The organism is Streptomyces violaceus, from assembly GCF_036014075.1.
Lineage (GTDB): Bacteria > Actinomycetota > Actinomycetes > Streptomycetales > Streptomycetaceae > Streptomyces > Streptomyces violaceus.
Window position 1 is genome coordinate 3,878,032 of sequence record NZ_CP107911.1, and the last position, 25,734, is coordinate 3,903,765.

The 25,734-nt window shown below is 67.4% G+C and carries 21 protein-coding genes and 3 rRNA genes; 6 read left to right on the forward strand and 18 right to left on the reverse strand.

Annotated features, from left to right (window positions below):
* Nucleotides 1–202 precede the first annotated feature (202 nt).
* Complete coding sequence (locus OG542_RS17385) at nucleotides 203–481, reverse strand: glutaredoxin family protein (RefSeq protein ID WP_184558945.1); 279 nt, start codon at nucleotides 479–481, stop codon at nucleotides 203–205.
* A gap of 116 nt (nucleotides 482–597) precedes the next feature.
* Between OG542_RS17385 and OG542_RS17390 the strand changes: the two genes are divergently transcribed.
* The 3 genes from OG542_RS17390 (at nucleotide 598) to OG542_RS17400 (ending at nucleotide 4,109) form a co-directional block, all read left to right on the forward strand.
* Nucleotides 598–1,515 (forward strand): HAD family hydrolase, encoded by a 918-nt coding sequence (locus OG542_RS17390; RefSeq protein WP_193482581.1) that lies wholly within the window; start codon nucleotides 598–600, stop codon nucleotides 1,513–1,515.
* Nucleotides 1,516–1,864: 349 nt separating this feature from the next.
* Nucleotides 1,865–2,635: an ECF subfamily RNA polymerase sigma factor, BldN family gene (locus OG542_RS17395; protein WP_328411944.1), complete on the forward strand. Its 771-nt coding sequence runs from the start codon at nucleotides 1,865–1,867 to the stop codon at nucleotides 2,633–2,635.
* A gap of 235 nt (nucleotides 2,636–2,870) precedes the next feature.
* Nucleotides 2,871–4,109 (forward strand): DUF5667 domain-containing protein, encoded by a 1,239-nt coding sequence (locus OG542_RS17400; RefSeq protein ID WP_328411946.1) that lies wholly within the window; start codon nucleotides 2,871–2,873, stop codon nucleotides 4,107–4,109.
* Nucleotides 4,110–4,158: 49 nt separating this feature from the next.
* On the opposite strand, the gene OG542_RS17405 is transcribed toward OG542_RS17400, so the two are convergent.
* The 5 genes from OG542_RS17405 to OG542_RS17425 all read right to left on the reverse strand — a co-directional run bounded on the left by OG542_RS17405 (nucleotide 4,159) and on the right by OG542_RS17425 (nucleotide 7,903).
* Nucleotides 4,159–5,214, reverse strand: coding sequence for a lysophospholipid acyltransferase family protein (locus OG542_RS17405; RefSeq protein ID WP_328411948.1), 1,056 nt, complete (start codon nucleotides 5,212–5,214; stop codon nucleotides 4,159–4,161).
* 14 nt (nucleotides 5,215–5,228) lie between these two features.
* A complete protein-coding gene (locus OG542_RS17410; RefSeq protein WP_328411950.1) occupies nucleotides 5,229–6,290 on the reverse strand; it encodes an NAD-dependent epimerase/dehydratase family protein in 1,062 nt (353 codons plus the stop codon).
* Nucleotides 6,291–6,492: 202 nt separating this feature from the next.
* Nucleotides 6,493–6,591: a 30S ribosomal protein bS22 gene (locus tag OG542_RS17415; protein ID WP_003948845.1), complete on the reverse strand. Its 99-nt coding sequence runs from the start codon at nucleotides 6,589–6,591 to the stop codon at nucleotides 6,493–6,495.
* A 154-nt stretch (nucleotides 6,592–6,745) separates the two neighbouring features.
* Nucleotides 6,746–6,958: a helix-turn-helix domain-containing protein gene (locus OG542_RS17420; RefSeq protein WP_004984898.1), complete on the reverse strand. Its 213-nt coding sequence runs from the start codon at nucleotides 6,956–6,958 to the stop codon at nucleotides 6,746–6,748.
* Nucleotides 6,959–7,087: 129 nt separating this feature from the next.
* Nucleotides 7,088–7,903, reverse strand: a complete 816-nt coding sequence (locus OG542_RS17425; RefSeq protein WP_328411952.1) for a phosphatase — start codon at nucleotides 7,901–7,903, stop codon at nucleotides 7,088–7,090.
* Between the two features lie 220 nt (nucleotides 7,904–8,123).
* Here OG542_RS17425 and OG542_RS17430 point away from each other — a divergent pair, with 220 nt between their 5' ends.
* Complete coding sequence (locus OG542_RS17430; RefSeq protein ID WP_328411954.1) at nucleotides 8,124–8,564, forward strand: spore-associated protein A; 441 nt, start codon at nucleotides 8,124–8,126, stop codon at nucleotides 8,562–8,564.
* Nucleotides 8,565–8,608: 44 nt separating this feature from the next.
* Here the strand turns inward: OG542_RS17430 and OG542_RS17435 are convergent, their stop codons facing one another.
* From OG542_RS17435 to OG542_RS17460, 6 genes are all read right to left on the reverse strand, one after another.
* Nucleotides 8,609–9,781: an acetoin utilization protein AcuC gene (locus OG542_RS17435; RefSeq protein ID WP_328411956.1), complete on the reverse strand. Its 1,173-nt coding sequence runs from the start codon at nucleotides 9,779–9,781 to the stop codon at nucleotides 8,609–8,611.
* The gene (locus tag OG542_RS17440) at nucleotides 9,732–10,961 is read right to left on the reverse strand and encodes an MFS transporter (RefSeq protein ID WP_328411958.1); all 1,230 of its coding nucleotides are present in this window, start codon (nucleotides 10,959–10,961) and stop codon (nucleotides 9,732–9,734) included. Before OG542_RS17440 ends, OG542_RS17435 begins: the two co-directional genes overlap by 50 nt.
* 75 nt (nucleotides 10,962–11,036) lie before the next feature.
* The gene (locus tag OG542_RS17445) at nucleotides 11,037–11,681 is read right to left on the reverse strand and encodes an HAD family hydrolase (protein ID WP_328411960.1); all 645 of its coding nucleotides are present in this window, start codon (nucleotides 11,679–11,681) and stop codon (nucleotides 11,037–11,039) included.
* 61 nt (nucleotides 11,682–11,742) lie between these two features.
* A 5S ribosomal RNA gene (gene rrf / locus OG542_RS17450) occupies nucleotides 11,743–11,859 on the reverse strand.
* Nucleotides 11,860–11,950: 91 nt separating this feature from the next.
* A 23S ribosomal RNA gene (locus OG542_RS17455) occupies nucleotides 11,951–15,073 on the reverse strand.
* Nucleotides 15,074–15,383: 310 nt separating this feature from the next.
* Nucleotides 15,384–16,909 (reverse strand): 16S ribosomal RNA (locus tag OG542_RS17460).
* Together the 16S, 23S and 5S rRNA genes form the textbook arrangement of a ribosomal RNA operon.
* Before the next feature lie 834 nt (nucleotides 16,910–17,743).
* Here OG542_RS17460 and trpS point away from each other — a divergent pair.
* Nucleotides 17,744–18,778 (forward strand): tryptophan--tRNA ligase, encoded by a 1,035-nt coding sequence (trpS, locus tag OG542_RS17465; protein WP_328411962.1) that lies wholly within the window; start codon nucleotides 17,744–17,746, stop codon nucleotides 18,776–18,778.
* A 39-nt stretch (nucleotides 18,779–18,817) separates the two neighbouring features.
* Here trpS and proC read toward each other — a convergent pair whose 3' ends face one another.
* From proC to OG542_RS17495, 6 genes are all read right to left on the reverse strand, one after another.
* Nucleotides 18,818–19,630 (reverse strand): pyrroline-5-carboxylate reductase, encoded by an 813-nt coding sequence (gene proC / locus OG542_RS17470; protein WP_311127098.1) that lies wholly within the window; start codon nucleotides 19,628–19,630, stop codon nucleotides 18,818–18,820.
* Between the two features lie 103 nt (nucleotides 19,631–19,733).
* Nucleotides 19,734–20,537, reverse strand: a complete 804-nt coding sequence (locus OG542_RS17475; protein ID WP_328411965.1) for an ABC transporter permease — start codon at nucleotides 20,535–20,537, stop codon at nucleotides 19,734–19,736.
* Nucleotides 20,534–21,349, reverse strand: coding sequence for an ABC transporter ATP-binding protein (locus OG542_RS17480; RefSeq protein ID WP_328411967.1), 816 nt, complete (start codon nucleotides 21,347–21,349; stop codon nucleotides 20,534–20,536). The genes OG542_RS17475 and OG542_RS17480 overlap by 4 nt, the downstream gene beginning before the upstream one ends.
* A gap of 43 nt (nucleotides 21,350–21,392) precedes the next feature.
* Nucleotides 21,393–22,238, reverse strand: coding sequence for a class I SAM-dependent methyltransferase (locus OG542_RS17485; RefSeq protein ID WP_328411969.1), 846 nt, complete (start codon nucleotides 22,236–22,238; stop codon nucleotides 21,393–21,395).
* Nucleotides 22,239–22,299: 61 nt separating this feature from the next.
* Nucleotides 22,300–22,779: an EamA/RhaT family transporter gene (locus OG542_RS17490; protein ID WP_328411971.1), complete on the reverse strand. Its 480-nt coding sequence runs from the start codon at nucleotides 22,777–22,779 to the stop codon at nucleotides 22,300–22,302.
* Between the two features lie 295 nt (nucleotides 22,780–23,074).
* On the reverse strand, nucleotides 23,075–23,386 hold the full coding sequence (locus OG542_RS17495; RefSeq protein ID WP_328411973.1) for an SH3 domain-containing protein: 312 nt from the start codon (nucleotides 23,384–23,386) through the stop codon (nucleotides 23,075–23,077).
* Nucleotides 23,387–23,568: 182 nt separating this feature from the next.
* On the opposite strand from OG542_RS17495, the gene OG542_RS17500 reads away from it, so the two are divergent.
* The gene (locus OG542_RS17500; RefSeq protein ID WP_328411975.1) at nucleotides 23,569–25,695 is read left to right on the forward strand and encodes a protein kinase domain-containing protein; all 2,127 of its coding nucleotides are present in this window, start codon (nucleotides 23,569–23,571) and stop codon (nucleotides 25,693–25,695) included.
* Nucleotides 25,696–25,734: the final 39 nt, after the last annotated feature.

Below are 25,734 nucleotides of genomic sequence, written 5' to 3' on the forward strand. Positions count from 1 at the left end.
TTGCCCGCCCAACGTGACCGGGCTCACGCGCCCCCGGCGCACTCCCGGGGAACCGGCGCACAAGCGCCGTAGTTCCTTCGCTTCTGGGGGCAAAACAGCACACTCTCCTCCGTGTATCCCGCCCCCGAGACCAGTCACCCTCGATCCTAAGCGACCCTTACGGCCTCTTTGGACTGCTCGGTCAGTGGCCCGACGGCCGGACTCAGTCGGTCAGGGCCTTGCGCAGGCGGCCCTCGTTCACGCGCCAGAACGTGTGCTGCCTGCCGTCCACCAGCACAACCGGGATCTGCTCCCAGTACTGGTCGTGCAGTTCCCGGTCCTCGGTGATGTCCTTCTGCTCCCAGGGGACGCCGAGATCACCGCACACCTTCTCCACAACAACCTGTGCGTCATCACACAGATGACATCCGGGCTTGCGGATCAGGGTGACAAGCCGGTCCCTAGGGGGCGTGCGACGAAAGAGGGGGCTCATGTCGGCCATTGTCGCTCGCCCGGGGACACGCCGAGCGGCATCTTTAACGACACGCTCGCCGAGAGTTCACAGGCTCCAAACCTCTCGACTCCGGAACCCCCGAACAAACTGGCTATGCTCACGCCATGGCCGCTCTCGGATGGCTCACTCCCCGTAGGCGCTCCGCCACGGCGCGGAGCGTTTTGGCAGGCGAGGCCTCGGCGGAGGCAGCCCGCAAATCCTCGCAGGAAGCTTCCGGCACGACCGAGGAACCGCAGTTCCCGGTCCACGGCGACGACCAGGCCGCCGCCTTCTTCGACCTGGACAACACCGTCATGCAGGGCGCCGCGCTCTTCCACTTCGGGCGGGGCCTGTACAAGCGGAAGTTCTTCGAGACCCGCGAACTCGCGAAGTTCGCCTGGCAGCAGGCGTGGTTCCGGCTGGCCGGGGTCGAGGACCCCGAGCACATGCAGGAGGCCCGCGACTCCGCCCTGTCGATCGTCAAGGGCCACCGCGTCGCCGAGCTCCAGTCGATCGGCGAGGAGATCTACGACGAGTACATGGCCGAGCGCATCTGGCCCGGCACCCGCGCCCTCGCCGAGGCCCACCTGGACGCGGGCCAGAAGGTCTGGCTGGTGACGGCGGCCCCCGTCGAGATCGCCCAGGTCATCGCCCGCCGCCTGGGCCTGACCGGCGCCCTGGGCACAGTCGCCGAGTCGGTCGACGGCGTCTACACGGGCAAGCTCGTCGGCGAGCCGCTGCACGGCCCCGCCAAGGCCGAGGCGGTCCGCGCGCTGGCCGCGGCGGAGGGCCTGGACCTGACCCGCTGCGCCGCCTACAGCGACTCGCACAACGACATCCCGATGCTGTCCCTGGTCGGACACCCCTACGCCATCAACCCGGACTCCAAGCTGCGCAGGCACGCCCGCGAGCTGGACTGGCGCCTGCGCGACTACCGCACCGGCCGCAAGGCGGCCAAGGTCGGCATCCCCGCCGCGGCCGGCGTGGGAGCCGTGGCCGGCGGCACGGCGGCGGCGATCGCCCTGCACCGCCGCCGCCGCTGACGACCCGATCAATCCGGGACACCATCGTTTGCGGGATGACAACGCCCGTAAATCCAACTGGCGTACCCCCAGAACCTCGTATCCAGTCCTCTTGGCTGCACACGGCCACAACACGCCTTGGACTCCGCCACAATCCGAACCGTTTCGATCAACAACCGCTCACCCTCCGGCACTTGATCCGGCGTCAATCGGTTACGGAAGCGACGTAATCGATGATTTGAGCAACTCGGTGTAGCAGAGCCTGTACGAAGCGTTATTCTCCTCAGACGCAATCCGGTACCCCTCCGTCGCTACGACGGGTGAAAGGTCCCGCACTGCACGTGATGGAAGCTCTGCCTCTGGGAGTCCCGTGTACCCACACGTCGGGGTTGACGCCTCGGGCCTGGCTACGCTGCGCGCAACGGTCCTCGACCTGTTGCGCGGCTTCGTCCCCACCGCGTACGCCGTCCCCGCATTCGCCACCGCCGCGCCCGTAGGCCCTTGCTATGCACTGGCCGACGGCAGCGCCGCGGTCGGCAGACGAGGGCGCCCGTCCGGCGGGACCACCGCCCGACGGCCCGCGGCGGACAGCGACAGCGCCCGCATGATGGACCTGGTGGAGCGCGCCCAGGCCGGCGAGGCCGACGCCTTCGGCCGTCTCTACGACCAGTACAGCGACACCGTGTACCGGTACATCTACTACCGGGTCGGAGGAAAGGCGACAGCCGAGGACCTCACCAGCGAGACCTTTCTGCGAGCCCTGCGCCGCATCGGCACGTTCACCTGGCAGGGCCGTGACTTCGGCGCCTGGCTGGTCACCATCGCCCGTAACCTCGTCGCGGACCACTTCAAGTCCAGCCGCTTCCGCCTCGAGGTCACCACCGGCGAGATGCTCGACGCCAACGAGGTCGAGCGCTCCCCCGAGGACTCCGTCCTGGAGTCCCTCTCCAACGCCGCCCTGCTCGACGCCGTACGGCGGCTCAACCCCCAGCAGCAGGAGTGCGTGACACTCCGTTTCCTCCAGGGCCTCTCCGTCGCCGAGACCGCCCGCGTGATGGGCAAGAACGAGGGCGCCATCAAGACCCTCCAGTACCGGGCCGTCCGCACGCTCGCCCGGCTCCTCCCGGAAGACGCCCGCTGACCGGCCGCACGCTCGGCGACACTCAACTCACGTTCCGTGACAGCCCGTTGGCTTCGGCATCCGATCAGCCGGAGTCCGTAACCCAAGTGCCGCGCCGCTCGTTGTGAGGGATGCAGGCTCCCTGTGGTCACCCCCTGGCCGACCCCGATCACTCGATCGTGTGGTTGTGGTCAGGGTGTGCAACCCTCAGGACCCCCTGGGGAGTCGACCGTCATGACGAGAGGAGGTGCCGCCAGTGATCGCGAACGTATCGTCGCACCGGCGGGCGAACGCCTTCGCCCAGGCCCTGGAGGAGCAGTCCGAGCAGGGCACGGCGGCCGAACAGTCCGAAGGTTCGGCACCAGCCCCGGCACCCGCGGAACAGACCGAACCGGCACGCCTGACGGCGCTGGCCTCCGGTCTCGACGCGCTGCCCAAGCCGGAGCTCGACCCGGAGGTCAAGGTCGTCCAGCGGGCCCAGCTGGTGGCTGCCTTCGAGGCCATGCTCCAGGAGGGCACCGCGGGAGGCGGGGCGACAGACCGAGCGGTCCCCGGACAGCGCTCCCGTGGCGCCCACCGCGCCGCATCACTGAAGAAGTTCCGGCCGCGTTCCCGGCTCGCCAAAGGCCTCACCGCGGGCGGACTCAGTGTCGGCGTGGCCGCGAGCGCCTTCGGCGGAGTCTCCGCCGCCAGCTCCGACGCCCTGCCCGGTGACTCGCTCTATGGCCTCAAGCGCGGCATCGAGGACGTGAAACTCGGACTCGCCGACAGCGCCGACGAGCGCGGCCGGGTCTACCTCGACCACGCCTCCACCCGGCTCAGCGAAGCCCGCCGCCTGATGGAGCGCGGCCGCAGCGGCCCCCTGGACCACGAGTCCCTCGGCGAGATCCGACGCGCCCTGTCCGGCATGCGGCACGACGCGTCGGAAGGCCACCGGCTGCTGAGCGAGGCGTACGAGCACGACCCGGACTCCCTGGGCCCCATCCAGGCCCTGTCCGCGTTCTCCCGCTCCCACCGCGAGGCCTGGGGCGAACTGCGCGAGAGGCTCCCCGTCCAGCTCGGGGACGTCAGTGAGCAAGTGTCGTCGGTGTTCGACGCCATAGAGGAGGACGTCGCCCCGCTGCGCTCCCTGCTCCCCGAGCCCCCCGCCGGCAACGGCGGCGAAGGCAGGCGCCAGGGCGCCTCCGAGTCGGCCTCCACCGGCTCCTCCGCCACCGACCGGTCGGCACAGCCCGGCAAGAGCGGCGGCGGGCGCACGGACAAGGGCAGCACCGGCAGCGGCAGCCCCAGCCGCTCGGCCGGCTCCGGGAGCGACAGCGACGGCCTGCTCGGCGGCAACACCGGCGGCCTGCTCGACCCGCCGAAGGACAGCGAGGCGAGCACCTCACCGTCGGCCGACGGCAGCGCACCCGTCCCCAAGCCGGACGTGACGCTCCCGCCGCTCCTGCCCGGCCTGCTGCCCGGTCTGGGCATCGAGGGCGAGGACGCGCACTAGTCGGCGCTGGGCGCCCCTGTACGGGGCGCCCAGCGTCGTAGGCGAAGCATCAGAAGAAGACCGACCGCCGCTGCACCAGCAGCTTGTACAGCGTGTGCTGGATCTGTTCCCTGACCTGATCGGTCAGGTTGAACATCAGCATCGGGTCTTCGGCCGCCTCCGGCGGATAGCCGTCCGTGGGGATCGGCTCGCCGAACTGGATCGTCCACTTGGTCGGCAGCGGAATCGCGCCGAGCGGTCCGAGCCAGGGGAACGTGGGCGTGACCGGGAAGTACGGAAAGCCCAGCAGACGGGCGACCGTCTTGGCGTTGCCGATCATCGGGTAGATCTCCTCGGCCCCGACGATCGAGCAGGGGACGATCGGCGTCCCGGCGCGCAGAGCCGTCGAGACGAAGCCCCCGCGGCCGAAGCGCTGGAGCTTGTACCGGTCCGCGAAGGGCTTGCCCAGGCCCTTGAAGCCCTCCGGCATCACCCCGACCAGTTCGCCCTGCTCCAGCAGCCGTGCCGCGTCCTCGGCACAGGCCAGGGTGTGGCCGAGCTTGCGGGCCAGTTCATTGACCACCGGCAGCATGAACACCAGGTCGGCGGCGAGCAGGCGCAGATGCCGTCCCGCCGGGTGGTTGTCGTGCACGGCGACCTGCATCATCAGGCCGTCCATCGGCAGCGTGCCGGAGTGGTTGGCGACGATCAGGGCGCCGCCCTCGGACGGGATGTTCTCGATGCCCTTCACCTCGACCCGGAAGTACTTGTCGTACAGCGGGCGCAGCAGGGACATCAGGACCTGGTCGGTGAGCTCCTCGTCGTAGCCGAAGTCGTCGACCTCGTAGTCCCCGGTGAGGCGCCGGCGCAGGAACGCGAGCCCGCCCGCGATCCGCCGTTCCAGACCGCCGTCGCCGTCCTGGGACCGCTCCGGCGGCTGCTCCTCAGAAGTCACAGGAACATCATCCTGCGGAACAGCCCTGGTGGGCAGGGGCTGCATCTCACGAACCGGCGCCGACTCCGTGCCCGAGCGGCGGTTTCCCCCGCTCCGGCGTCGCTGGGGGCGCTGCACGGCGCTTCCGCGGGACCGGTCGTCGTCGAACGGAATGACCTTGGCATCCGCCATCGTTGATGCGCTCCTCAGTTGGCGCTCTGCGTCGGGGGGTGGCCGTCGCCCGCGAGGGGCAGCGCGGCGATCCGGTCGACGGCCCCCGCAAGGGCCTCCGGCGGAAGAAGTCCGGGTCCTTGGCTGCGGGCGAAGTCCGCGAACGTTTCCGCGGTCGTGTACTTGGGCTGGAATCCCAGCGTTTCGCGCATCTGGCCCGTGGCCACGACCCGGCCGTGGGTGAGCAGCCGGATCTGCTCGGGCGAGAAGTCCGTCATCCCCAGCGTACGCACCAGCGAGCCCGCCCAGGTGACCGCCGGGAGAGGCAGAGGCGCGGTGGGGCGCCCGAGGCGCCGGGAGCACTGGGAGAGCAGCAGGACGCCGTCGCCGGCGATGTTGAAGGTGCCGCTGTTGAGCGTGCCCCGCCTGGGCTGGTGGGAGGCGATCCGCAGCACCTCGATCACATCGTCCTCGTGCACGAACTGCAGCCTGGGGTCGTAGCCGAACACGGTCGGCAGGACCGGCAGCGCGAAGTACGAGGCGAGCGGGGTGTCCGCGGTCGGGCCCAGGATGTTGGCGAACCGCGGCACGCACACGGCCACATCGGGCCGGCGGCGCGCGAAGCCGCGGACGTAGCCCTCGACCTCCACCGTGTCCTTGGCGAAGCCGCCGCTGGGCAGGGACTTGGGCGGGGTCGTCTCGGTGAAGACGGCCGGGTCGCGGGGCGCGGAGCCGTAGACGTTGGTGCTGGACTTCACGACGAGCCGCTGCACGGCCGGGGACTTCTGGCAGGCACCGAGCAGCTGCATGGTGCCGATGACGTTGGTCTCCTTCAGGGAAGCCCGGTTGCCGCTGCCCAGCGGCGTGCCCGTCACGTCCAGGTGGACGATCGTGTCGGCGGCCGTCTCGGCGAGCACCCGCGCGATCGTGGGCTGCCGGATGTCGGCCTGGATGAAGTCCGCGCCGCCCAGATGGTGCTCGGGCGGCACCGCGTCCACGGCGATCACCCGGTCCACCTCGGGGTCCCGCTGGATCCGCCTCACGAACCGGCCCCCCAGCTGGCGGGCCACTCCGGTCACAAGCACGACCTTGCCCAAGATCAGCGCCTTCCTTCCACAACCTCTGGTCCCCGCCGCGTTCCCCCGTGGGGCCAACTTAGCGGTTCGGTGTTGCGCTGTGATGACCGCCCGATGCGCGAAGTGACGGGCAGCGGCCGGACGTACATGGCGATACACGTGTGGCCCCCCACCAGTGGGTGGGGGGCCACAACGACGCTCTCGCGGCGTCCGCGTCGCGAACTTACTTCTTGTTGCGACGCTGAACGCGCGTGCGCTTGAGCAGCTTGCGGTGCTTCTTCTTGGCCATCCGCTTGCGCCGCTTCTTGATAACAGAGCCCACGACTACCCTCGCTCACTTCTCATCACTCGGCGTTGGGCGCCATGGGCCCATACGACCTACGAGGGGCTAGCCTACCCGTCCGAGCGCTGAGGTCGTAATCGAGGAGGCCAGGGTGATCCCGAGTGCCCTGTGAGGGACCACCCCGCCCCAGCCGTCAGGCGGTTTCCACCCCCACATAACTCTCGCGAAGGTACTCGTGAACCGCTTGCTCCGGGACGCGGAAAGACCGCCCCACACGGATCGCGGGCAGATGACCGCTGTGCACCAGCCGGTACACGGTCATCTTCGACACTCGCATCACCGAGGCGACTTCCGCCACGGTAAGGAACTGAACCTCGTTCAGAGGCCTCTCGCCAGCTGCAGCCATGACACACCTGAACCTTCCGCACTCGACGGCCACCGGCTTCCCCTTCCGGTGACTCTTCGTCGCTGCGTGCTCACTCCCCAATGTAGGGGCCTGTGATGCGAGTGGGGAAGAGGTGCACCCATCAACGGCCTACTGTGACAGACACGCCCGATTGAGTACGTAGCGGGTAAGCGGCAGGTAGTAATCAGATCGCACGCCGTCATCAAGTGGAACGACGACGGACACGGACCCCTCCGCCTGCCCGACGAACGGGGCGGGGTCGTCCGTATCGGCCGGCCCGATGGCCTCGAACCCCAGCTGACCTGCTCCGCAGACCCACCCGTGGTCCCCGATCACCAGCTCGGGAAGGGGCCCGCCGGCCTCCGCCGCGGCGGCCAGCGCGGTACGAACCGGGAGAGGTGAGTGCGTATGTGCGCCGGGCTCACAACCGGGGCGTTCCACCCCGGGCGCCCGCACCAACGCGACTCCTCGTACGTAGTCGAGGTTGTACGTACGTAGGCCGAACCGGGTCGTTATGTCGACACAGCGACCCTGCGCGGGGGTGAGAACCGCACACCCCGCCGCCGACAGCGCGTCTGCCAGAGCGGCGTAGAAACCGAGCAGCCGGTGCGGGTGCCCGGTACCGAGAAGCACCGGAGCACCCCGCTGGGCGACATCGGCGAGACGTTCCGCGAAGGCGTCCAGCGCGGCCACGGTCCGCTGCGGATCGATCACGTCCTGGCCGGAAGTCCGCCGAGAATCGGCCGAAACCCCGCACCGGTCCGCCATCAGCTCGAGCAATTCCCTCTGACTCCAGGCCCCTTCAGGATCGAGCCCGATCAGCACGCGAGGGTCACGCGCCGCGAAGAGCCGATAGCTCCGCAGACTCTCCTCCCGCGAAGTCGCCACGGTCCCGGCAAGCCGGGCGGCCAGCAGATGCGCGCGAAGAGCCGCGTTGGTCAGCACCACAGTGATGGTGAAGCACAGAACCCCCGAACCGCCCCGGGAACACCGAAACACCGCACGGTCGGCGTAACACGGACCGTGACACCAGTGACAGAACAGCGACAAAACACCCCACAACCCCTGGCCGGGTTCCCTGGTCTCACCCCTTGTGTACGGCGAGCGCCGATCGACCGGCGCACGGGGAGCCGGACACTTCGACCACATCACAGGGGGAACCACCATGAAGCTGTCCCGTCGCACCACGGCCACCGCCGCGGCACTCGCCACCGTGACCCTGGGCGCCACCCTCGCGGCAACGGCCCCGGCATCCGCGGCGGTACCGACCGCTTCCAAGGCGGCCAAGGCGGCGTACAACGGCGTCTGCGGCTCCGGCTTCAAAGTGATCGACTCCACGCCGGTCGGCACCGTCGGCACCGTCTACCTCACCTGGAACGAGGCGAAGGGCCAGAACTGTGCGGTGACCATCCGCAACAAGGCCGGCGCGAAGATCTACATGTCCGTCACCCTCGAGATCCCCGAGGAGCACAACCCGATCGTCTCCGACACGGGCTATTACACGTCCTACGCCGGCCCGGTCTACCTCGGCGCGGGCGGCTACTGCGTCAACTGGTCCGGCGCCATCGGCAGCGCGACCGGCGCCGACTCGGGCCACTGCGGCTGAGCAGCGGCCTGGGGTGCCTGCCACCCAGGCAGGCACCCCAGGCCCTACGGCAACAGCCCCCGCAGCGGGAACACCGCCCGCCGAGCCGCCAGCACCGCCTGGTCCAGCCGGTCCGCCGGGTCGTACCCCACCTCCCAGCCGGTCCACTCCACGGGCCAGCGCCCGTCCGTCATCCGCGCCGGAGCCAACTGCCGCGTCCGCGCGAACACTTCCTGCCGCCACCCCTCGGGGATCACCGCCTCGGGCTCCACCTCCCGGTGCGCCGCGATCGCGACCAGGTGCGTCCACGACCTCGGTACGACGTCCACCACCGCGTAGCCGCCCCCGCCCAGCGCCACCCACCGCCCGTCGGCGTGCTCGTGCGCCAGGTCGTGACAGGCCACCTGCACCGCCCGCTGCGCGTCCAGCGACACGGCCAGATGCGCGAGCGGATCCTCGAAATGCGTGTCGGCACCGTGCTGCGTCACCAGCACCTGCGGCCGGAAGTCGGCGATCAGCTCCGGCACCACCGAATGGAACGCCCGCAGCCATCCGGCGTCCCCGGTCCCGGCCGGCAGCGCCACGTTCACCGCCGAGCCCTCCGCGGAGTCCGCCCCCGTCTCCTCCGGCCACCCGGTCTGCGGGAACAGCGTCCGGGGATGCTCGTGCAGCGAGATCGTCAGCACCCGCGGGTCCTCCCAGAACGCCGCCTGCACTCCATCCCCGTGATGCACGTCGACGTCGACATAGGCGACCCGCTCGGCCCCGAGCTCCAGCAACCGGGCGATCGCCAGCGACGCGTCGTTGTAGATGCAGAACCCGGACGCACCGCCCGGCATCGCGTGATGCAGCCCGCCCGCGAAGTTCACCGCGTGCGGCGCCTCTCCACGCCACACGGCCTCCGCCGCCCCCACCGACTGCCCGGCGATCAGCGACGACACCTCGTGCATCCCCGCGAAGGCCGGGTCGTCCATCGTCCCGAGTCCGTACGACTGGTCCGCCGCCCCGGGCTCCGCCGACGCGGCCTTCACCGCCCCGATGTAGTCCTCCCGGTGGACGAGCCGCAGCGTCGACTCCCCGGCCGCCTTCGCGGCGACCACCTCCACCTCACGGTCCAGCCCGAAGGCGTCGACCAGTCTCCGGGTCAGCGCGAGCCGGACCGGGTCCATCGGATGCCCGGGACCGAAGTCATAGCCCGTTACTGCCTCGTCCCACATCAGCTGTGTGCGGCCGCTCATGCCCGCCACCGTATCGGTCCGGTTGAGCAGCGAACGAACGGGCGTACACCAGCGTCACCAGCACCAACACCATCGGCACGAGCATGGCCCCGCGGTAGCTCCACAGATCCCCGAGCGCGCCCACCAACGGCGAACCGATCAAGAACCCCACATAGTTGAAGACATTCAGCCTCGCCACGGCCGCATCCGAAGCCCCCGGGAACAACCTGCCGGCCGCCGCGAACGTCTGCGGCACCAGCACACACAACCCCAGCCCCAGCAGCGTGAACCCCAGCATCCCGACCCACGCCCCGGGCGCCCCCGCCACCACGGCGAACCCACCCGCCGCGACCAGCGCCCCGGCCCTCACGACCGCGACCGCCCCGAACCGCCGCACCCCGAGGTCCCCCAACGCCCGCCCCACCAGCGTGGTGATCATGTACACGTTGTACGGCACCGTCGCCATCTGCTCCGAGCTCCCCAGCACGTCCTGCAGATACTTCGCGCTCCAGTTGGAGACCGTCGAGTCCCCGATGTACGCGACGGTCATCACCAGACACAGCGGCAAAAGCAACTTGAACGCGAGGGCCTGCCCCTCGCCCGCCTTCTCCTCCACCCCGTACTCCGCCACCGGCCCCGCGTCGCCGCCGTCGACATACCACCGGCTCCCCACCAGCACAGCCGGCAACAGCACCAGCACGACCGGCAGATACGACATCCACAACGCCAGATCCCAGTGCGCCCCCACCCACGCCAGCGACGCCCCGACGATCCCGCCCAGGCTGTAGGCCGCGTGAAAACTGAGCATGATGCTGCGCCCGTACGACCGCTGCAGGCTCACCCCGAGCATGTTCATCGACGCGTCCAGCACCCCGACGGCGAGCCCGAACGCCGCGAGCGCGACCCCCAGCTCCACCATCCGCTCACCGGCCCCGACTCCGAGCAGCGCCAGCAGCACCACGGGCTGGGACCACCGCAGCAGCCGGCTCGGCGGCACCCGCTTCACCAGCCGCTCGGTGCTGACGCTCCCGACCCCGGCGAGAACCGGCACGGCGGCCAGAAAAGCGGGCAGCAGCGCGTCGGATACCCCGTACCGGTCCTGGATGGCCGGGATCCGCGTCACGAGCAGAGCGAAGGCGACCCCCTGCACCAAGAAGCTGAACGTCAAAGAGCCCCTGCCGCGCCGCAGCACATCAGTCATGACGGCGAGCGTAGGGCCCCGGCTTACCCGTGGGTAGATCCAGCCAAAGATGAATTTGCCTCATCTTTCACGGGCTCAGACCAGCAGATCGAACAGCTCCCCCATATCGGAGAAGAGCCGAGTGGCGTCGGCGAGCTTCTCCGCCGGTGTCATGGCGGTGAACCCGTACACGTCCATCCCGGCCGCGACCGCCGCCTGCACCCCCAGCGGGCTGTCCTCGACGACGACACACCGCCCGGGCGCGACCCCCATCCGCTCGGCGGCATACAGGAACAGATCGGGTGCCGGCTTCCCCCGCCCGACGTCCTGCGAGCTGAAGATCCGCCCCTCGTCGAACCACCGATCGAGCCCGGTCGTCCGATGTCCCACCCGAATCCGCTCATGACTCCCGGACGAGGCCACGCAGTACGGCACCCCGTCCGCGGCGAGCTTCTCCAGGACGCCGGAGACCCCGGCCACAGCCACGAGCTCCTGCTCGAACGCCGCGAACACCCGCGCGTGAAAGACATCGTCGAAGCTCTCCGGCAACCGTCGTCCCGTCCGCTCGAGAACCAGCTCATGAATCCGGTGCATCGCCGACCCCATGTAGTCCCGTATGGACTCCTCGTACGAGGTCGGGTGCCCGAGCTCGGTGAGATATGCGGCCAGCAGCCGGTTGGAGATGGGCTCACTGTCGACGAGCACACCGTCGTTGTCGAAGATGACGAGATCGTAGTTCATGTCATGACCCTAAACGCAAAAATCCCCGTGCCGAATGGCACGGGGATTTCTTTGAATAATTGTTCGGCGGCGTCCTACTCTCCCACAGGGTCCCCCCTGCAGTACCATCGGCGCTGTAAGGCTTAGCTTCCGGGTTCGGAATGTAACCGGGCGTTTCCCTAACGCTATAACCACCGAAACACTATGAAACTGTAAACTGCCGCACCATACCGTGACCTGGCATGGGGCTGTTCGTGGTTTCAGAACCAACACAGTGGACGCGAGCAACTGAGGACAAGCCCTCGGCCTATTAGTACCGGTCAACTCCACACGTTACCGTGCTTCCATATCCGGCCTATCAACCCAGTCGTCTACTGGGAGCCTTACCCTCTCAAGGAGGTGGGAATACTCATCTCGAAGCAGGCTTCCCGCTTAGATGCTTTCAGCGGTTATCCCTCCCGAACGTAGCCAACCAGCCATGCCCTTGGCAGAACAACTGGCACACCAGAGGTTCGTCCGTCCCGGTCCTCTCGTACTAGGGACAGCCCTTCTCAATATTCCTACGCGCACAGCGGATAGGGACCGAACTGTCTCACGACGTTCTAAACCCAGCTCGCGTACCGCTTTAATGGGCGAACAGCCCAACCCTTGGGACCGACTCCAGCCCCAGGATGCGACGAGCCGACATCGAGGTGCCAAACCATCCCGTCGATATGGACTCTTGGGGAAGATCAGCCTGTTATCCCCGGGGTACCTTTTATCCGTTGAGCGACGGCGCTTCCACAAGCCACCGCCGGATCACTAGTCCCGACTTTCGTCCCTGCTCGACCCGTCGGTCTCACAGTCAAGCTCCCTTGTGCACTTACACTCAACACCTGATTGCCAACCAGGCTGAGGGAACCTTTGGGCGCCTCCGTTACTCTTTAGGAGGCAACCGCCCCAGTTAAACTACCCATCAGACACTGTCCCTGATCCGGATCACGGACCCAGGTTAGACATCCAGCACGACCAGACTGGTATTTCAACGACGACTCCACCCACACTGGCGTGCGAGTTTCAAAGTCTCCCAGCTATCCTACACAAGCCGAACCGAACACCAATATCAAACTGTAGTAAAGGTCCCGGGGTCTTTCCGTCCTGCTGCGCGAAACGAGCATCTTTACTCGTAGTGCAATTTCACCGGGCCTATGGTTGAGACAGTCGAGAAGTCGTTACGCCATTCGTGCAGGTCGGAACTTACCCGACAAGGAATTTCGCTACCTTAGGATGGTTATAGTTACCACCGCCGTTTACTGGCGCTTAAGTTCTCAGCTTCGCCACCCCGAAGAGTGACTAACCGGTCCCCTTAACGTTCCAGCACCGGGCAGGCGTCAGTCCGTATACATCGCCTTACGGCTTCGCACGGACCTGTGTTTTTAGTAAACAGTCGCTTCTCGCTGGTCTCTGCGGCCACCCCCAGCTCGAACAGCAAGTGTTCTCACCAGGTGTGGCCCCCCTTCTCCCGAAGTTACGGGGGCATTTTGCCGAGTTCCTTAACCATAGTTCACCCGAACGCCTCGGTATTCTCTACCTGACCACCTGAGTCGGTTTAGGGTACGGGCCGCCATGAAACTCGCTAGAGGCTTTTCTCGACAGCATAGGATCATCCACTTCACCACAATCGGCTCGGCATCAGGTCTCACCCTCATGTCATCCGGATTTACCTAGATGACGGGCTACACCCTTACCCCGGGACAACCACCGCCCGGGATGGACTACCTTCCTGCGTCACCCCATCACTCACCTACTAACCGCTTGGTTCGGCGGCTCCACCACTTTCCTTTCCCCGAAGGGTCCGGAACGGCTTCACGGCCTTAGCATCACGATGCTCGATGTTTGACGCTTCACAGCGGGTACCGGAATATCAACCGGTTATCCATCGACTACGCCTGTCGGCCTCGCCTTAGGTCCCGACTTACCCTGGGCAGATCAGCTTGACCCAGGAACCCTTAGTCAATCGGCGCAAACGTTTCTCACGTTTGTATCGCTACTCATGCCTGCATTCTCACTCGTGAACCGTCCACAACTCGCTTCCGCGGCTGCTTCACCCGGCACACGACGCTCCCCTACCCATCACGATCCCCGTTGGGGGTATATATCGCAATGACACGACTTCGGCGGTACGCTTGAGCCCCGCTACATTGTCGGCGCGGAATCACTAGACCAGTGAGCTATTACGCACTCTTTCAAGGGTGGCTGCTTCTAAGCCAACCTCCTGGTTGTCTCTGCGACTCCACATCCTTTCCCACTTAGCGTACGCTTAGGGGCCTTAGTCGATGCTCTGGGCTGTTTCCCTCTCGACCATGGAGCTTATCCCCCACAGTCTCACTGCCGCGCTCTCACTTACCGGCATTCGGAGTTTGGCTAAGGTCAGTAACCCGGTAGGGCCCATCGCCTATCCAGTGCTCTACCTCCGGCAAGAAACACACGACGCTGCACCTAAATGCATTTCGGGGAGAACCAGCTATCACGGAGTTTGATTGGCCTTTCACCCCTAACCACAGGTCATCCCCCAGGTTTTCAACCCTGGTGGGTTCGGTCCTCCACGAAGTCTTACCTCCGCTTCAACCTGCCCATGGCTAGATCACTCCGCTTCGGGTCTTGAGCGTGCTACTCCATCGCCCTATTCGGACTCGCTTTCGCTACGGCTTCCCCACTCGGGTTAACCTCGCAACACACCGCAAACTCGCAGGCTCATTCTTCAAAAGGCACGCAGTCACGACGCATTGAGTAAACTCAATGCGCGACGCTCCCACGGCTTGTAGGCACACGGTTTCAGGTACTATTTCACTCCGCTCCCGCGGTACTTTTCACCATTCCCTCACGGTACTATCCGCTATCGGTCACCAGGGAATATTTAGGCTTAGCGGGTGGTCCCGCCAGATTCACACGGGATTTCTCGGGCCCCGTGCTACTTGGGTGTCTCTCAAACGAGCCGCTGATGTTTCGACTACGGGGGTCTTACCCTCTACGCCGGACCTTTCGCATGTCCTTCGCCTACATCAACGGTTTCTGACTCGTCTCACGGCCGGCAGACCGTAAAAGAGAGATCCCACAACCCCGTATACGCAACCCCTGCCGGGTCTCACACGCATACGGTTTGGCCTCATCCGGTTTCGCTCGCCACTACTCCCGGAATCACGGTTGTTTTCTCTTCCTGCGGGTACTGAGATGTTTCACTTCCCCGCGTTCCCTCCACTTGCCCTATGTGTTCAGGCAAGGGTGACAGCCCATGACGACTGCCGGGTTTCCCCATTCGGAAACCCCCGGATCAAAGCCTGGTTGACGACTCCCCGGGGACTATCGTGGCCTCCCACGTCCTTCATCGGTTCCTGGTGCCAAGGCATCCACCGTGCGCCCTTAAAAACTTGGCCACAGATGCTCGCGTCCACTGTGCAGTTCTCAAACAACGACCAGCCACCCATCACCCCACTGGAAAACCAGCGAGTTTACTGGGGCCGGCGACTGAGGAAATTTCGTTCCCTCAGACACCCAACAGCGTGCCCGGCCACATCCCGCCCGGAGATCATGCGTTCCACGCTCTTACGAGCAGTACTAGCAGCCTCCGACCCGAGGTCTGGCCGAATAGTCAACGTTCCACCCATGAGCAACCAGCATCAGACATTCGCTGATGTACTGGCCTCTGACCTCACCCCGAAGGGATCGGTAAGAAGTGCTCCTTAGAAAGGAGGTGATCCAGCCGCACCTTCCGGTACGGCTACCTTGTTACGACTTCGTCCCAATCGCCAGTCCCACCTTCGACAGCTCCCTCCCACAAGGGGTTGGGCCACCGGCTTCGGGTGTTACCGACTTTCGTGACGTGACGGGCGGTGTGTACAAGGCCCGGGAACGTATTCACCGCAGCAATGCTGATCTGCGATTACTAGCGACTCCGACTTCATGGGGTCGAGTTGCAGACCCCAATCCGAACTGAGACCGGCTTTTTGAGATTCGCTCCACCTCGCGGTATCGCAGCTCATTGTACCGGCCATTGTAGCACGTGTGCAGCCCAAGACATAAGGGGCATGATGACTTGACGTCGTCCCCACCTTCCTCCGAGTTGACCCCGGCGGTCTCCCGTGAGTCCCCAGCACCACAAGGGCCTGCTGGCAACACGGGACAAGGGTTGCGCTCGTTGCGGGACTTAACCCAACATCTCACGACACGAGCTGACGACAGCCATGCACCACCTGTACACCGACCACAAGGGGGCGCCTGTCTCCAGACGTTTCCGGTGTATGTCAAGCCTTGGTAAGGTTCTTCGCGTTGCGTCGAATTAAGCCACATGCTCCGCCGCTTGTGCGGGCCCCCGTCAATTCCTTTGAGTTTTAGCCTTGCGGCCGTACTCCCCAGGCGGGGCACTTAATGCGTTAGCTGCGGCACGGACAACGTGGAATGTTGCCCACACCTAGTGCCCACCGTTTACGGCGTGGACTACCAGGGTATCTAATCCTGTTCGCTCCCCACGCTTTCGCTCCTCAGCGTCAGTATCGGCCCAGAGATCCGCCTTCGCCACCGGTGTTCCTCCTGATATCTGCGCATTTCACCGCTACACCAGGAATTCCGATCTCCCCTACCGAACTCTAGCCTGCCCGTATCGACTGCAGACCCGGGGTTAAGCCCCGGGCTTTCACAACCGACGTGACAAGCCGCCTACGAGCTCTTTACGCCCAATAATTCCGGACAACGCTCGCGCCCTACGTATTACCGCGGCTGCTGGCACGTAGTTAGCCGGCGCTTCTTCTGCAGGTACCGTCACTTTCGCTTCTTCCCTGCTGAAAGAGGTTTACAACCCGAAGGCCGTCATCCCTCACGCGGCGTCGCTGCATCAGGCTTTCGCCCATTGTGCAATATTCCCCACTGCTGCCTCCCGTAGGAGTCTGGGCCGTGTCTCAGTCCCAGTGTGGCCGGTCGCCCTCTCAGGCCGGCTACCCGTCGTCGCCTTGGTGAGCCATTACCTCACCAACTAGCTGATAGGCCGCGGGCTCATCCTGCACCGCCGGAGCTTTCCACCACCACAGATGCCTGCGATGGTCAATATCCGGTATTAGACCCCGTTTCCAGGGCTTGTCCCAGAGTGCAGGGCAGATTGCCCACGTGTTACTCACCCGTTCGCCACTAATCCCCACCGAAGTGGTTCATCGTTCGACTTGCATGTGTTAAGCACGCCGCCAGCGTTCGTCCTGAGCCAGGATCAAACTCTCCGTGAATGTGTACCGGTAATCCGGTCGACACCACGAGAGCGGAACAGTCAGGCGGAATAGGCCCGACCGTTCACAGCGTCCTCGCTGTGTTTTTTCAAAGGAACCTCGTCCCAGCCTGATGGCCGGAGACGGGGTATCAACATATCTGGCGTTGACTTTTGGCACGCTGTTGAGTTCTCAAGGAACGGTCGCTTCCTTTGTACTCACCCTCTCGGGCTTTCCTCCGGGCGCTTCCCTTCGGTCTTGCGTTTCCGACTCTATCAGATCTTTCCGATCCGATTTCCTCGGTGCTTTCCAGGTTCCCGCTTCCGCGTTTCCCTTTCCGGCGGTTCCGACTCTATCAGATCCTTTCGGGCCTGATCCCCAGTCAGTGGGGGTTTGTCTTTGCGGCTGTTGGGCCGTTCCGACGAGTGAGACTTTAGCGGATTCCCCGGCTCCCGAGCGAATCGGGGGCCGCGTCCTTTCGAACGGGGATTCCTCATTCCGTAAATACGCATGCCAATGAAACGACAACAGAGCTACTGCGTCGAGTAGTGGCTGGTACCTGCGGATTGGCTGCCCGGGGACCGACCGGGGTCGGCGCTCACGTCGGGCAACTCGGAGAACACTACGGACGGGGTCCGGGCGTGTCAACTCAAGGGCGGACGGCATTCTCGGGGCGTAGTCTGGCGTGCATGACGACGCGTACGTGTACCCAGCTGTGGTGGGCCGCCTGACGGCGGCCGTTCTCACGTATGCATTCAACGGCCGCCGCTTCGGCGGCCGTTCTTGTTTCTCCCTCCGGAACCACCGAGGGACGGCCGCCCGGGGCGGCGGTCCTGGCCAGGAGGTGGAGGAGAGATGACACGGGTCTTCAGCGGGGTCAAGCCGACGGGGCATCTGACGCTGGGGAACTACCTGGGAGCCATGCGGCGGTGGGCTGCCGTCGACCAGCACGAGGCCGATGCCTCGTTCTGCGTCGTCGATCTGCATGCGTTGACCGTGGAGCACGATCCGGCGCGGGTACGCCGGCTGAGCCGGCAGGCGGCGACGTTGCTGCTGGCGTCCGGGCTGGATCCGGAAGGGTGCACGGTGTTCGTGCAGAGCCATGTGGACGAGCACGCCCGGCTTTCGTACGTGCTGGAGTGTGTGGCCACCGACGGTGAGATGCGGCGGATGATCCAGTACAAGGAGAAGGCCGCGCGGGAGCAGCGGCGAGGTGGGAGTGTGCGGCTGTCCCTGCTGACCTACCCGGTGCTGATGGCGGCGGACATCCTGGCCTACGGGGCCGATGAGGTGCCGGTCGGGGACGATCAGCGACAGCATGTGGAGCTCGCGCGGGATATCGCCGCGCGGTTCAACCAGCGGTACGGGCATACGTTCGTGGTGCCTCGGGCCACGCGTCCTGAGGTCGCGGCCCGGGTGATGAATCTGCAGGATCCGATGTCCAAGATGGGCAAGAGCGACGACGTCGGGCCGGGGATCGTCTATCTGCTGGACGAGCCGGACGTGGTGCGGAAGAAGGTCATGCGGGCGGTGACCGACAGCGGGCGGGAGGTCCTTTACGACCGGGAGGCCCGGCCGGGGCTCGCCAATCTGCTGGAGATTCTCGCCGCGTGCTCGGGTGGGAGTCCTGAGGAGCTGGCCGCTGCGTATGCGTCGTACGGGGCTCTGAAGAAGGACGCCGCCGAGGCTGTGGTCGAGGCGCTCCGGCCTGTGCAGGAGCGGCACAAGGAGTTGTGTGCGGATCCCGGGTATGTGGAGCGCGTGCTGAGGGACGGGGCGGCGCGGGCGCGGGGGATGGCTCGGCCGACTGTGGATGCCGCCTATCGCGCGATCGGGTTGCTGCCGGCCGTGTCGGAGGTGGCTGAGGCCGGTGCCGTGCTGACGGTGTGATGCGCGGCGGGGGCGGGTGATCGGCCCGCCCCCGGTCGCTCAGGTGTTGTTGCCGGAGGCCAGGGCGCGGCTGCGGTCGCGGGCGGCTTCGAGGGCGGCGATGAGGGCGGCTCGTACGCCGTGGTTCTCGAGTTCGCGGATGGCGTTGATCGTCGTGCCGGCGGGGGACGTGACGTTCTCGCGGAGCTTGACCGGGTGCTCGCCGCTGTCGCGGAGCATCGTGGCGGCGCCGATGGCTGACTGGACGATCAGGTCGTGGGCCTTGTCGCGGGGCAGGCCGAGGAGGATGCCGGCGTCGGTCATGGCTTCGACCAGGTAGAAGAAGTAGGCCGGGCCGGAGCCGGAGAGGGCGGTGCAGGCGTCCTGCTGGGACTCGGGGACGCGGAGCGTCTTGCCGACGGCGCCGAAGATCTCTTCGGTGTGGGCGAGGTGGCCGGCGGTGGCGTGGGTGCCGGCGGAGATGACGGACATCGCCTCGTCGACCAGGGCGGGGGTGTTCGTCATGACCCGGACGACCGGGGTGCCGGCGGCGAGGCGTTCCTCGAAGTACGCCGTGGGGATGCCGGCGGCGCCGCTGATGACCAGGCGGTCGGCGGGGACGTGGGGGGCGAGTTCGTCGAGGAGCGTGCCCATGTCCTGCGGCTTGACCGTGAGGATCAGGGTGTCGGCGGTCTTCGCGGCTTCCGGGTTGGTGACCGGGGTGACGCCGTAGCGGCTGCGGAGTTCTTCGGCTCGTTCCTGGCGGCGGGAGGTGACCAGGAGGTCGGCCGGGTTCCAGCCGGCGCGGATCATTCCGCTGAGCAGGGCTTCGCCGATCTTGCCGGTGCCGAGGACTGCGACTTTCTGGGTCATGGCGCGGGGTGCCTCCGGGGGTGCGTCGTCCGGTGTCCATCGTCGCATCGGGGAGGGCGGGGTGGCGCGCGTGTCCGGTGGGCGGGATGTCGGGTGGCCCGGCTCACGCCGTCCTGCGTCGTAGCGTCGCCGCGCCCAGGGCCAGGACCAGGAGGGCGCAGCCCGCCACGATCAGGGCGTCGCGTACGAAGGTGGCCGTCATGTCGGTGTGGTGGAGGACCTCGTTCATGCCGTCCACGGCGTAGGACATGGGGAGGACGTCGGAGATGGTCTCCAGGACCGGGTGCATGGTGTCGCGCGGGGTGAACAGGCCGCAGAGGAGGAGCTGGGGGAAGATCACCGCCGGCATGAACTGGACCGCCTGGAATTCCGAGGCCGCGAAGGCCGAGACGAAGAGGCCCAGGGCCGTGCCGAGGAGGGCGTCGAGGAGGGCCACCAGGAGCAGGAGCCAGGGGCTGCCCGTGACGTCGAGGCCGAGGAACCAGACCGCGAGGCCCGTGGCCAGGGCGGACTGGATGATCGCGAGGGTGCCGAAGGCGAGGGCGTAGCCGGCGATCAGGTCGCCCTTGCCGAGGGGCATGGCGAGGAGGCGTTCGAGGGTGCCCGAGGTGCGTTCGCGCAGGGTGGCGATGGAGGTCACCAGGAACATCGTGATCAGCGGGAAGATCCCGAGGAGGGACGCGCCGATGCTGTCGAAGGTGCGCGGGTCGCCGTCGAAGACGTAGCGGAGCAGGAGCAGCATCACGCAGGGGATGAGGAGCAGGAGCGCGATAGTGCGCGGGTCGTGGGTGAGCTGGCGCAGGACGCGGGTGGTGGTGGCGGTGGTGCGGGCCGTGCTCAGGGCTTTCGGTCGGGCGTTCGGTGGAGTGGGGGTGGGGGTGACGGTTGTGGTGCGGGGAGTGGTCATCGTGTCGTCTCCTTCGGGCGGGATGCCGCTTTCGCTTCGTCCACCAGGTGCAGGAAGGCCTCCTCGACCGTCTCGGCGCCGGTGGCGGTGCGCAGGGCGTCGGGGGTGTCGTCGGCGAGGAGTTCGCCCTCGCGCATGAGGAGGAGGCGGTGGCAGCGCTCGGCCTCGTCCATGACGTGGGAGGAGACGAGGAGGGTCGCGCCGCGGCTTGCCGCGATGTCGTGGAAGAGGTTCCAGAGGTCGCGGCGCAGGACCGGGTCGAGGCCGACGGTCGGTTCGTCGAGGACCAGGAGTTCGGGGGTGCCGAGGAGGGCGACGGCCAGGGAGACGCGGCTGCGCTGGCCGCCGGAGAGGTTGCCGGCCAGGACGTCGGCGTGGGTGGTGAGGTCGACGTCGGCTGTGGCGCGGGTGACGTTGTCGTGGCGGCGGTCGGCGGCGGATCGGCCGGGGTCGAGGATCGCGGCGAAGTAGTCGAGGTTCTGGCGGACGGTCAGGTCGTCGTAGACGGACGGGGCCTGGGTGACGTAGCCGATGCGGGTGCGCAGGGTGGGGTGGCCTGCGGGGCGGCCGAGGACGTCCAGGGTGCCGGTGACCTTGGCCTGGGTGCCGACGATGGAGCGCATCAGGGTCGACTTGCCGCAGCCGGAGGGGCCTAGCAGGCCGGTGATCTGGCCGCGGGGGACGGTGAAGCCGAGGGCTCGCAGGACCGTGCGGGGGCCGCGGGCGACGGTGAGGTTCTCGGCGTGTACGGCCGTGGGGTCTGGGTTCGTGTTCGCGCCGGGGCGTGGTGAGCCGGGAGCGTTATTCATCATGTGATGAATAATGCTCCCGGCGGCGGGGTGCGTCAAGCAGGGGTCAGGCTGGGGTCCTGGCGAGCAGGAGGACGACCTCGTAGACCTCCTCGACGGAACCGTCCGGGAAGGCCCTGAGCAGGTGCTCGCGTTCTGCGGCGAGGAACGACGCGGTGTGTTCCTGGTCGTGGACCAGGAAGACCGAGTGGCTGGCGAGGTTGGCGAGGTGGGTGTCGACCGGGATGCGGCGGCTCCAGCGGACCGTGCGGCGGGTGAAGTCGAGGCGGCCGGTGGGGTCGGCGGCGCGGGCGTTGACGTTCCGTTTCTCGGCGGAGACGTCGATGCCGAAGTGGCGCTCGGTGCGGGTGGCGGCCTCGGCGATCCAGGGGACGTCGAGGGCGTCGGTGTTCCACCAGAGGGCGAGTGCGCCGCCGGGGCGCAGGACGCGGAGGGCCTCCGGGACGGCTCGGGCGGGGTCGGTCCAGTGCCAGGCCTGGGCGTAGGTGACGAAGTCGAGGGAGGCGTCGGCGAGGGGGAGGTCGTCGCCGGTGCCGCGGACGATCGGGATGGCGGGGAGGGTGCGGCGGAATTGCGCTGCCATGCCGTCGCCGGGTTCCACCGCGATGACGTCCGCGCCTCGGGCGTCCAGGAGGGCGGTCGCTATGCCGGTGCCGGCGCCGATGTCTGCGACGCGGGAGCCGGGGAGGGGGTGGCCGGCCAGGTCTTCTATCGCGTCGAAGAGGGCTGGGGGGTAGGAGGGGCGGTTGGCCGCGTATTGGGCTGCGGCGGTGTTGAAGGAGTGGGCTCGGGCGGTTCGGGTGGGCGCGGGTTCGGTGAGCGCGGGTTCGGTGGTGGGTGGTTCGGTGGGCGCGGGTTCGGTGGTGTGGTGGGCGGAGGGAGGTGTGGGCATACGGCCATGGTGGCCGGGGGTGGGGGTCGCCTGCGGTGAGATTTCGGTGAGAGGCGGCGGTCTATGCGCGGCGGCGCTTCTTCCCCGGGCGGCGGGTCGTGCTCTTCTCGTGTCGCTTGCGGGCTGCTTCGTACTCCTCGCGGTGGAGCCTCTCGCCGGGCGCCTCGGTGAGGGAGCGGAAGAAGTACGCGAGGAGGGAGCCGACGAAGCCGATGGTCAGGAGGCCGCGGAGGGATGCCTGGCGGTCGGGGTCGGGGCGGCGGGTGAAGCCGTCCCAGGTGTGGCGGAAGGCCATCGCGCTGCAGATCGCGAACATCACGATCATGAGGAGCGAGACGAAGCTGCCGATCGCGGCGATCTGGAGGCCCTGGTAGGCGAGGCGGAGGACCAGGCAGGCTGCGGCTGCGGCGGCCAGTGAGCCGACGGCGACGGCGATGCGGCGGGGAGTGTAGCCGTTGTCGTGGTTCAGCCAGGTCGTGCCGAAGAAGCGGATGGGTTCGGGGCTCGGGCCGGGGGCCGGGGTGCCGTTTTCTGCGCTCACGGGCTGATTATCGCGCGGGGCTGCGGCGGCCTGTGCGGGTGTGGTGTACGCCTGGCGCCTGGCGCCGGGTTGTGGGGCGGGGACGTGTCGGAGGGTGTCCGTCCTCGGAACGGCGCGATGGGGTTGCGTACCGACTCGCTGTCCGTTGACGCGCCAACCGCTGCGGGCGGACACCCCCCGACACGTCCCCTTCTCGCCGTGCGCGGGTGCGGGTGCGGGTGCGGGTGCGCGGTGGTCCCACATGCCGCGGGCGGCCCGCAGTGGGGGCGGGCCGCCCGCGGCCGTGCGGTGCGGGTCAGGTGCAGCGGGGGCGGATGTAGCCGTCGCTGCCTGTGTTCACGTAGGCGTCCGAGATGTACTGGCCGCTTGCGATGTTGTCCCAGATGGTGGTCGTGCCGTACGGGCCCGTGACGCGGGTGCCGGGTGTCTGGCAGTGGATGGCTACCCGGGCGCCTTCCGAAAGGGTTCTGACGATCGGGTAGCCGGTGCCGGGGCCGCTGCGGACGTTGAGACGGACTCCGGGTGCGACCGAGTAGTACGTGGCCGCGGCGGCCAGTGTGGTGACCACCGGCATGCCGGTACTGGGACTGACCTGTTCGACTGACATGAAAAACCTCCCCCGTTGCACCCCATGGCAGCCATGGGGTCCCGTTGATTCCCCTGAATCACGCCATCAAACACTTGTGCGCGATTCGCCAGCGGAGGCTAGCAAGCCGCCTCTGTCTCGTACGAGTCATCGACTAGGCTCCGTGCGTCGCGCGCGCGGACGAACAGCACGGGGGTGGTTCCATGGCGGCGCAGGGAAACGCCGGAGCGGGCCCGGAAGCGGAACTTCCTGAATTCGCCGGTCACTACCGGCTCGAGGAGTGCCTGGGCTCGGGCGGCATGGGGGTCGTGCATCTGGCCCGGAGCACCTCCGGGATGAAGGTGGCCGTGAAGGTCGTGCACGCGCAGTTCGCCGAGGACCCCGAGTTCAGGGGGCGTTTCCGGCAGGAGGTGGCTGCGGCCCGGCGGGTCAGCGGGGCCTTCACCGCGCCTGTTGTGGATGCCGATCCCGAGGCCGGACGGCCCTGGATGGCCACGCTGTTCATCCCGGGTCCGACGCTGGCCCAGGAGGTGAAGCGGAACGGGCCCTTGGCTCCGGCGCAGTTGCGGCGGGTGATGGCCGGGCTCGCGGAGGCGCTGCGCGACATCCATCGGGTCGGGGTCGTGCACCGGGACCTGAAGCCGAGCAATGTCCTGCTCGCCGAGGACGGGCCGAAGGTCATCGACTTCGGCATTTCCCGGCCAAAGGACAGCGAGTTGCGGACCGAGACCGGGAAGCTGATCGGTACACCGCCCTTCATGGCGCCCGAGCAGTTCCGGCGGCCCCGGGAAGTCGGTCCCGCCGCCGATGTCTTCGCGCTCGGGTCCGTGATGGTGCACGCGGCTACCGGGCGGGGGCCGTTTGATTCGGACAGTCCGTATGTCGTGGCCTACCAGGTCGTGCACGACGAGCCCGAACTGGCCGGCGTGCCGGAACAGCTGGCACCGCTCGTGCTGCGGTGTCTCGCCAAGGAGCCCGAGGACCGGCCCTCGCCCGACGAGTTGATGCGGGAACTGCGGTCGGTGGCGGCCTCGTACGACACGCAGGTGTTCATACCGGCGCAGCGTGTGGACGAGGCGCCGGGTGCGGGAGAGTCGCCGGGTGCGGCAGAGGTGCCGGGTGTCGTGTCCCCGCATCGGTCCAGGCTGCGGCTCGGCAAGCGGGCCGTTCTCGGGGCCGGTGCCCTGGGGCTGGCCGTCGTCGGCGCGCTGGCGGCAGTGCCCCTGCTCGGGGGCGGTCCCGCTCCGGCGCCCGCGGTCAGCGCACCGCGGACCACGGCTGCCGCCTTCACGGCGTGGGCGGCTACGCCGTTGTCCAGGACGGGCACTCCTCTGTGTTCTTACGCGGCCGGGAAGTTGCTCTGCGCGCAGACCGGGCTGGTCTTCGCTCTGGACCCCGCCGACGGGCGTCTGCTGTGGAAGTACTCACTGGAGGGGATCGCCGCCGACGGGCCGCCGAGTGGGGCTCCGGTCGTGTCGGGTGACCTGGTGCTGGGCGGGCTCGGCCACGGGCAGCGGCTGACCGCGCTGGATCCGGAGTCGGGGGATGTGGTTCGGCGTCAGCCCATGTCCATGTCCGGCGGGGTGCGGGCCGTGGGCGGGATGGTGCTGCTCACCGCGGCCGACGGCACGGTCACGGGTGTGGACAGTGCCTCCGGGGACGTGAAGTGGAGTCAGCGGATTCCGGGGCAGGACGTGCCGTACTTCGTGTCGTTCCCGGGTGATCCGCTGGCGTACGCGGCGACCGTGTCCGGTGATGGTGCCGGTACGACCGTCACGGCGGTGGACCCGGGCACGGGCGAGGTGCGGTGGGACGCGCGGCTGGAAGGGTCGTTGGAGCCGATCGGGAGCGAGGGCGGGGCGGTCGTGTTCGTCTCGGTCGATGCCGTGCGGGGAGAGGCGCGGGCCGTGGTCCGGTACAGCCCGGAGGGGCGGACGAGCGAGCGTGTGCCGTTGCGTATCCCGTTGCAGGGGGTTCAGGGCAGTGTGCGTGGGGACGTCGTCCATCTGATGGCGGACGGCGGGGGGCTGGTCGCCGTCGACCTGGAGGCGCGCAAGCAGCTGTGGAGTCTGGAGACCGGTGTGGCCCGGGGGTCCGTGCCCGTCGCCGGTGATCGGTACGTGTACGTCACGACGCCGGACGGCCGGCTGCTCGCCGTCGACGCGCGGCGCGGGAAGCTCGTCGGGCAGACGTCTCCTCGGCTGGCGGCGCAGTCGGACCGGGTTCCGGCCACGCTGCCCGCGCCCGTGGTCGTGGACGGCCGTGTCTACGCCGGTGCTCCGGACGGCACCGTCTTCGCCGTGGACGGGCGCGATCCGTCGTCCTGGTAGCGGATACGGGAAGGGGCCGCCTCCCTGAGACGGCCCCTT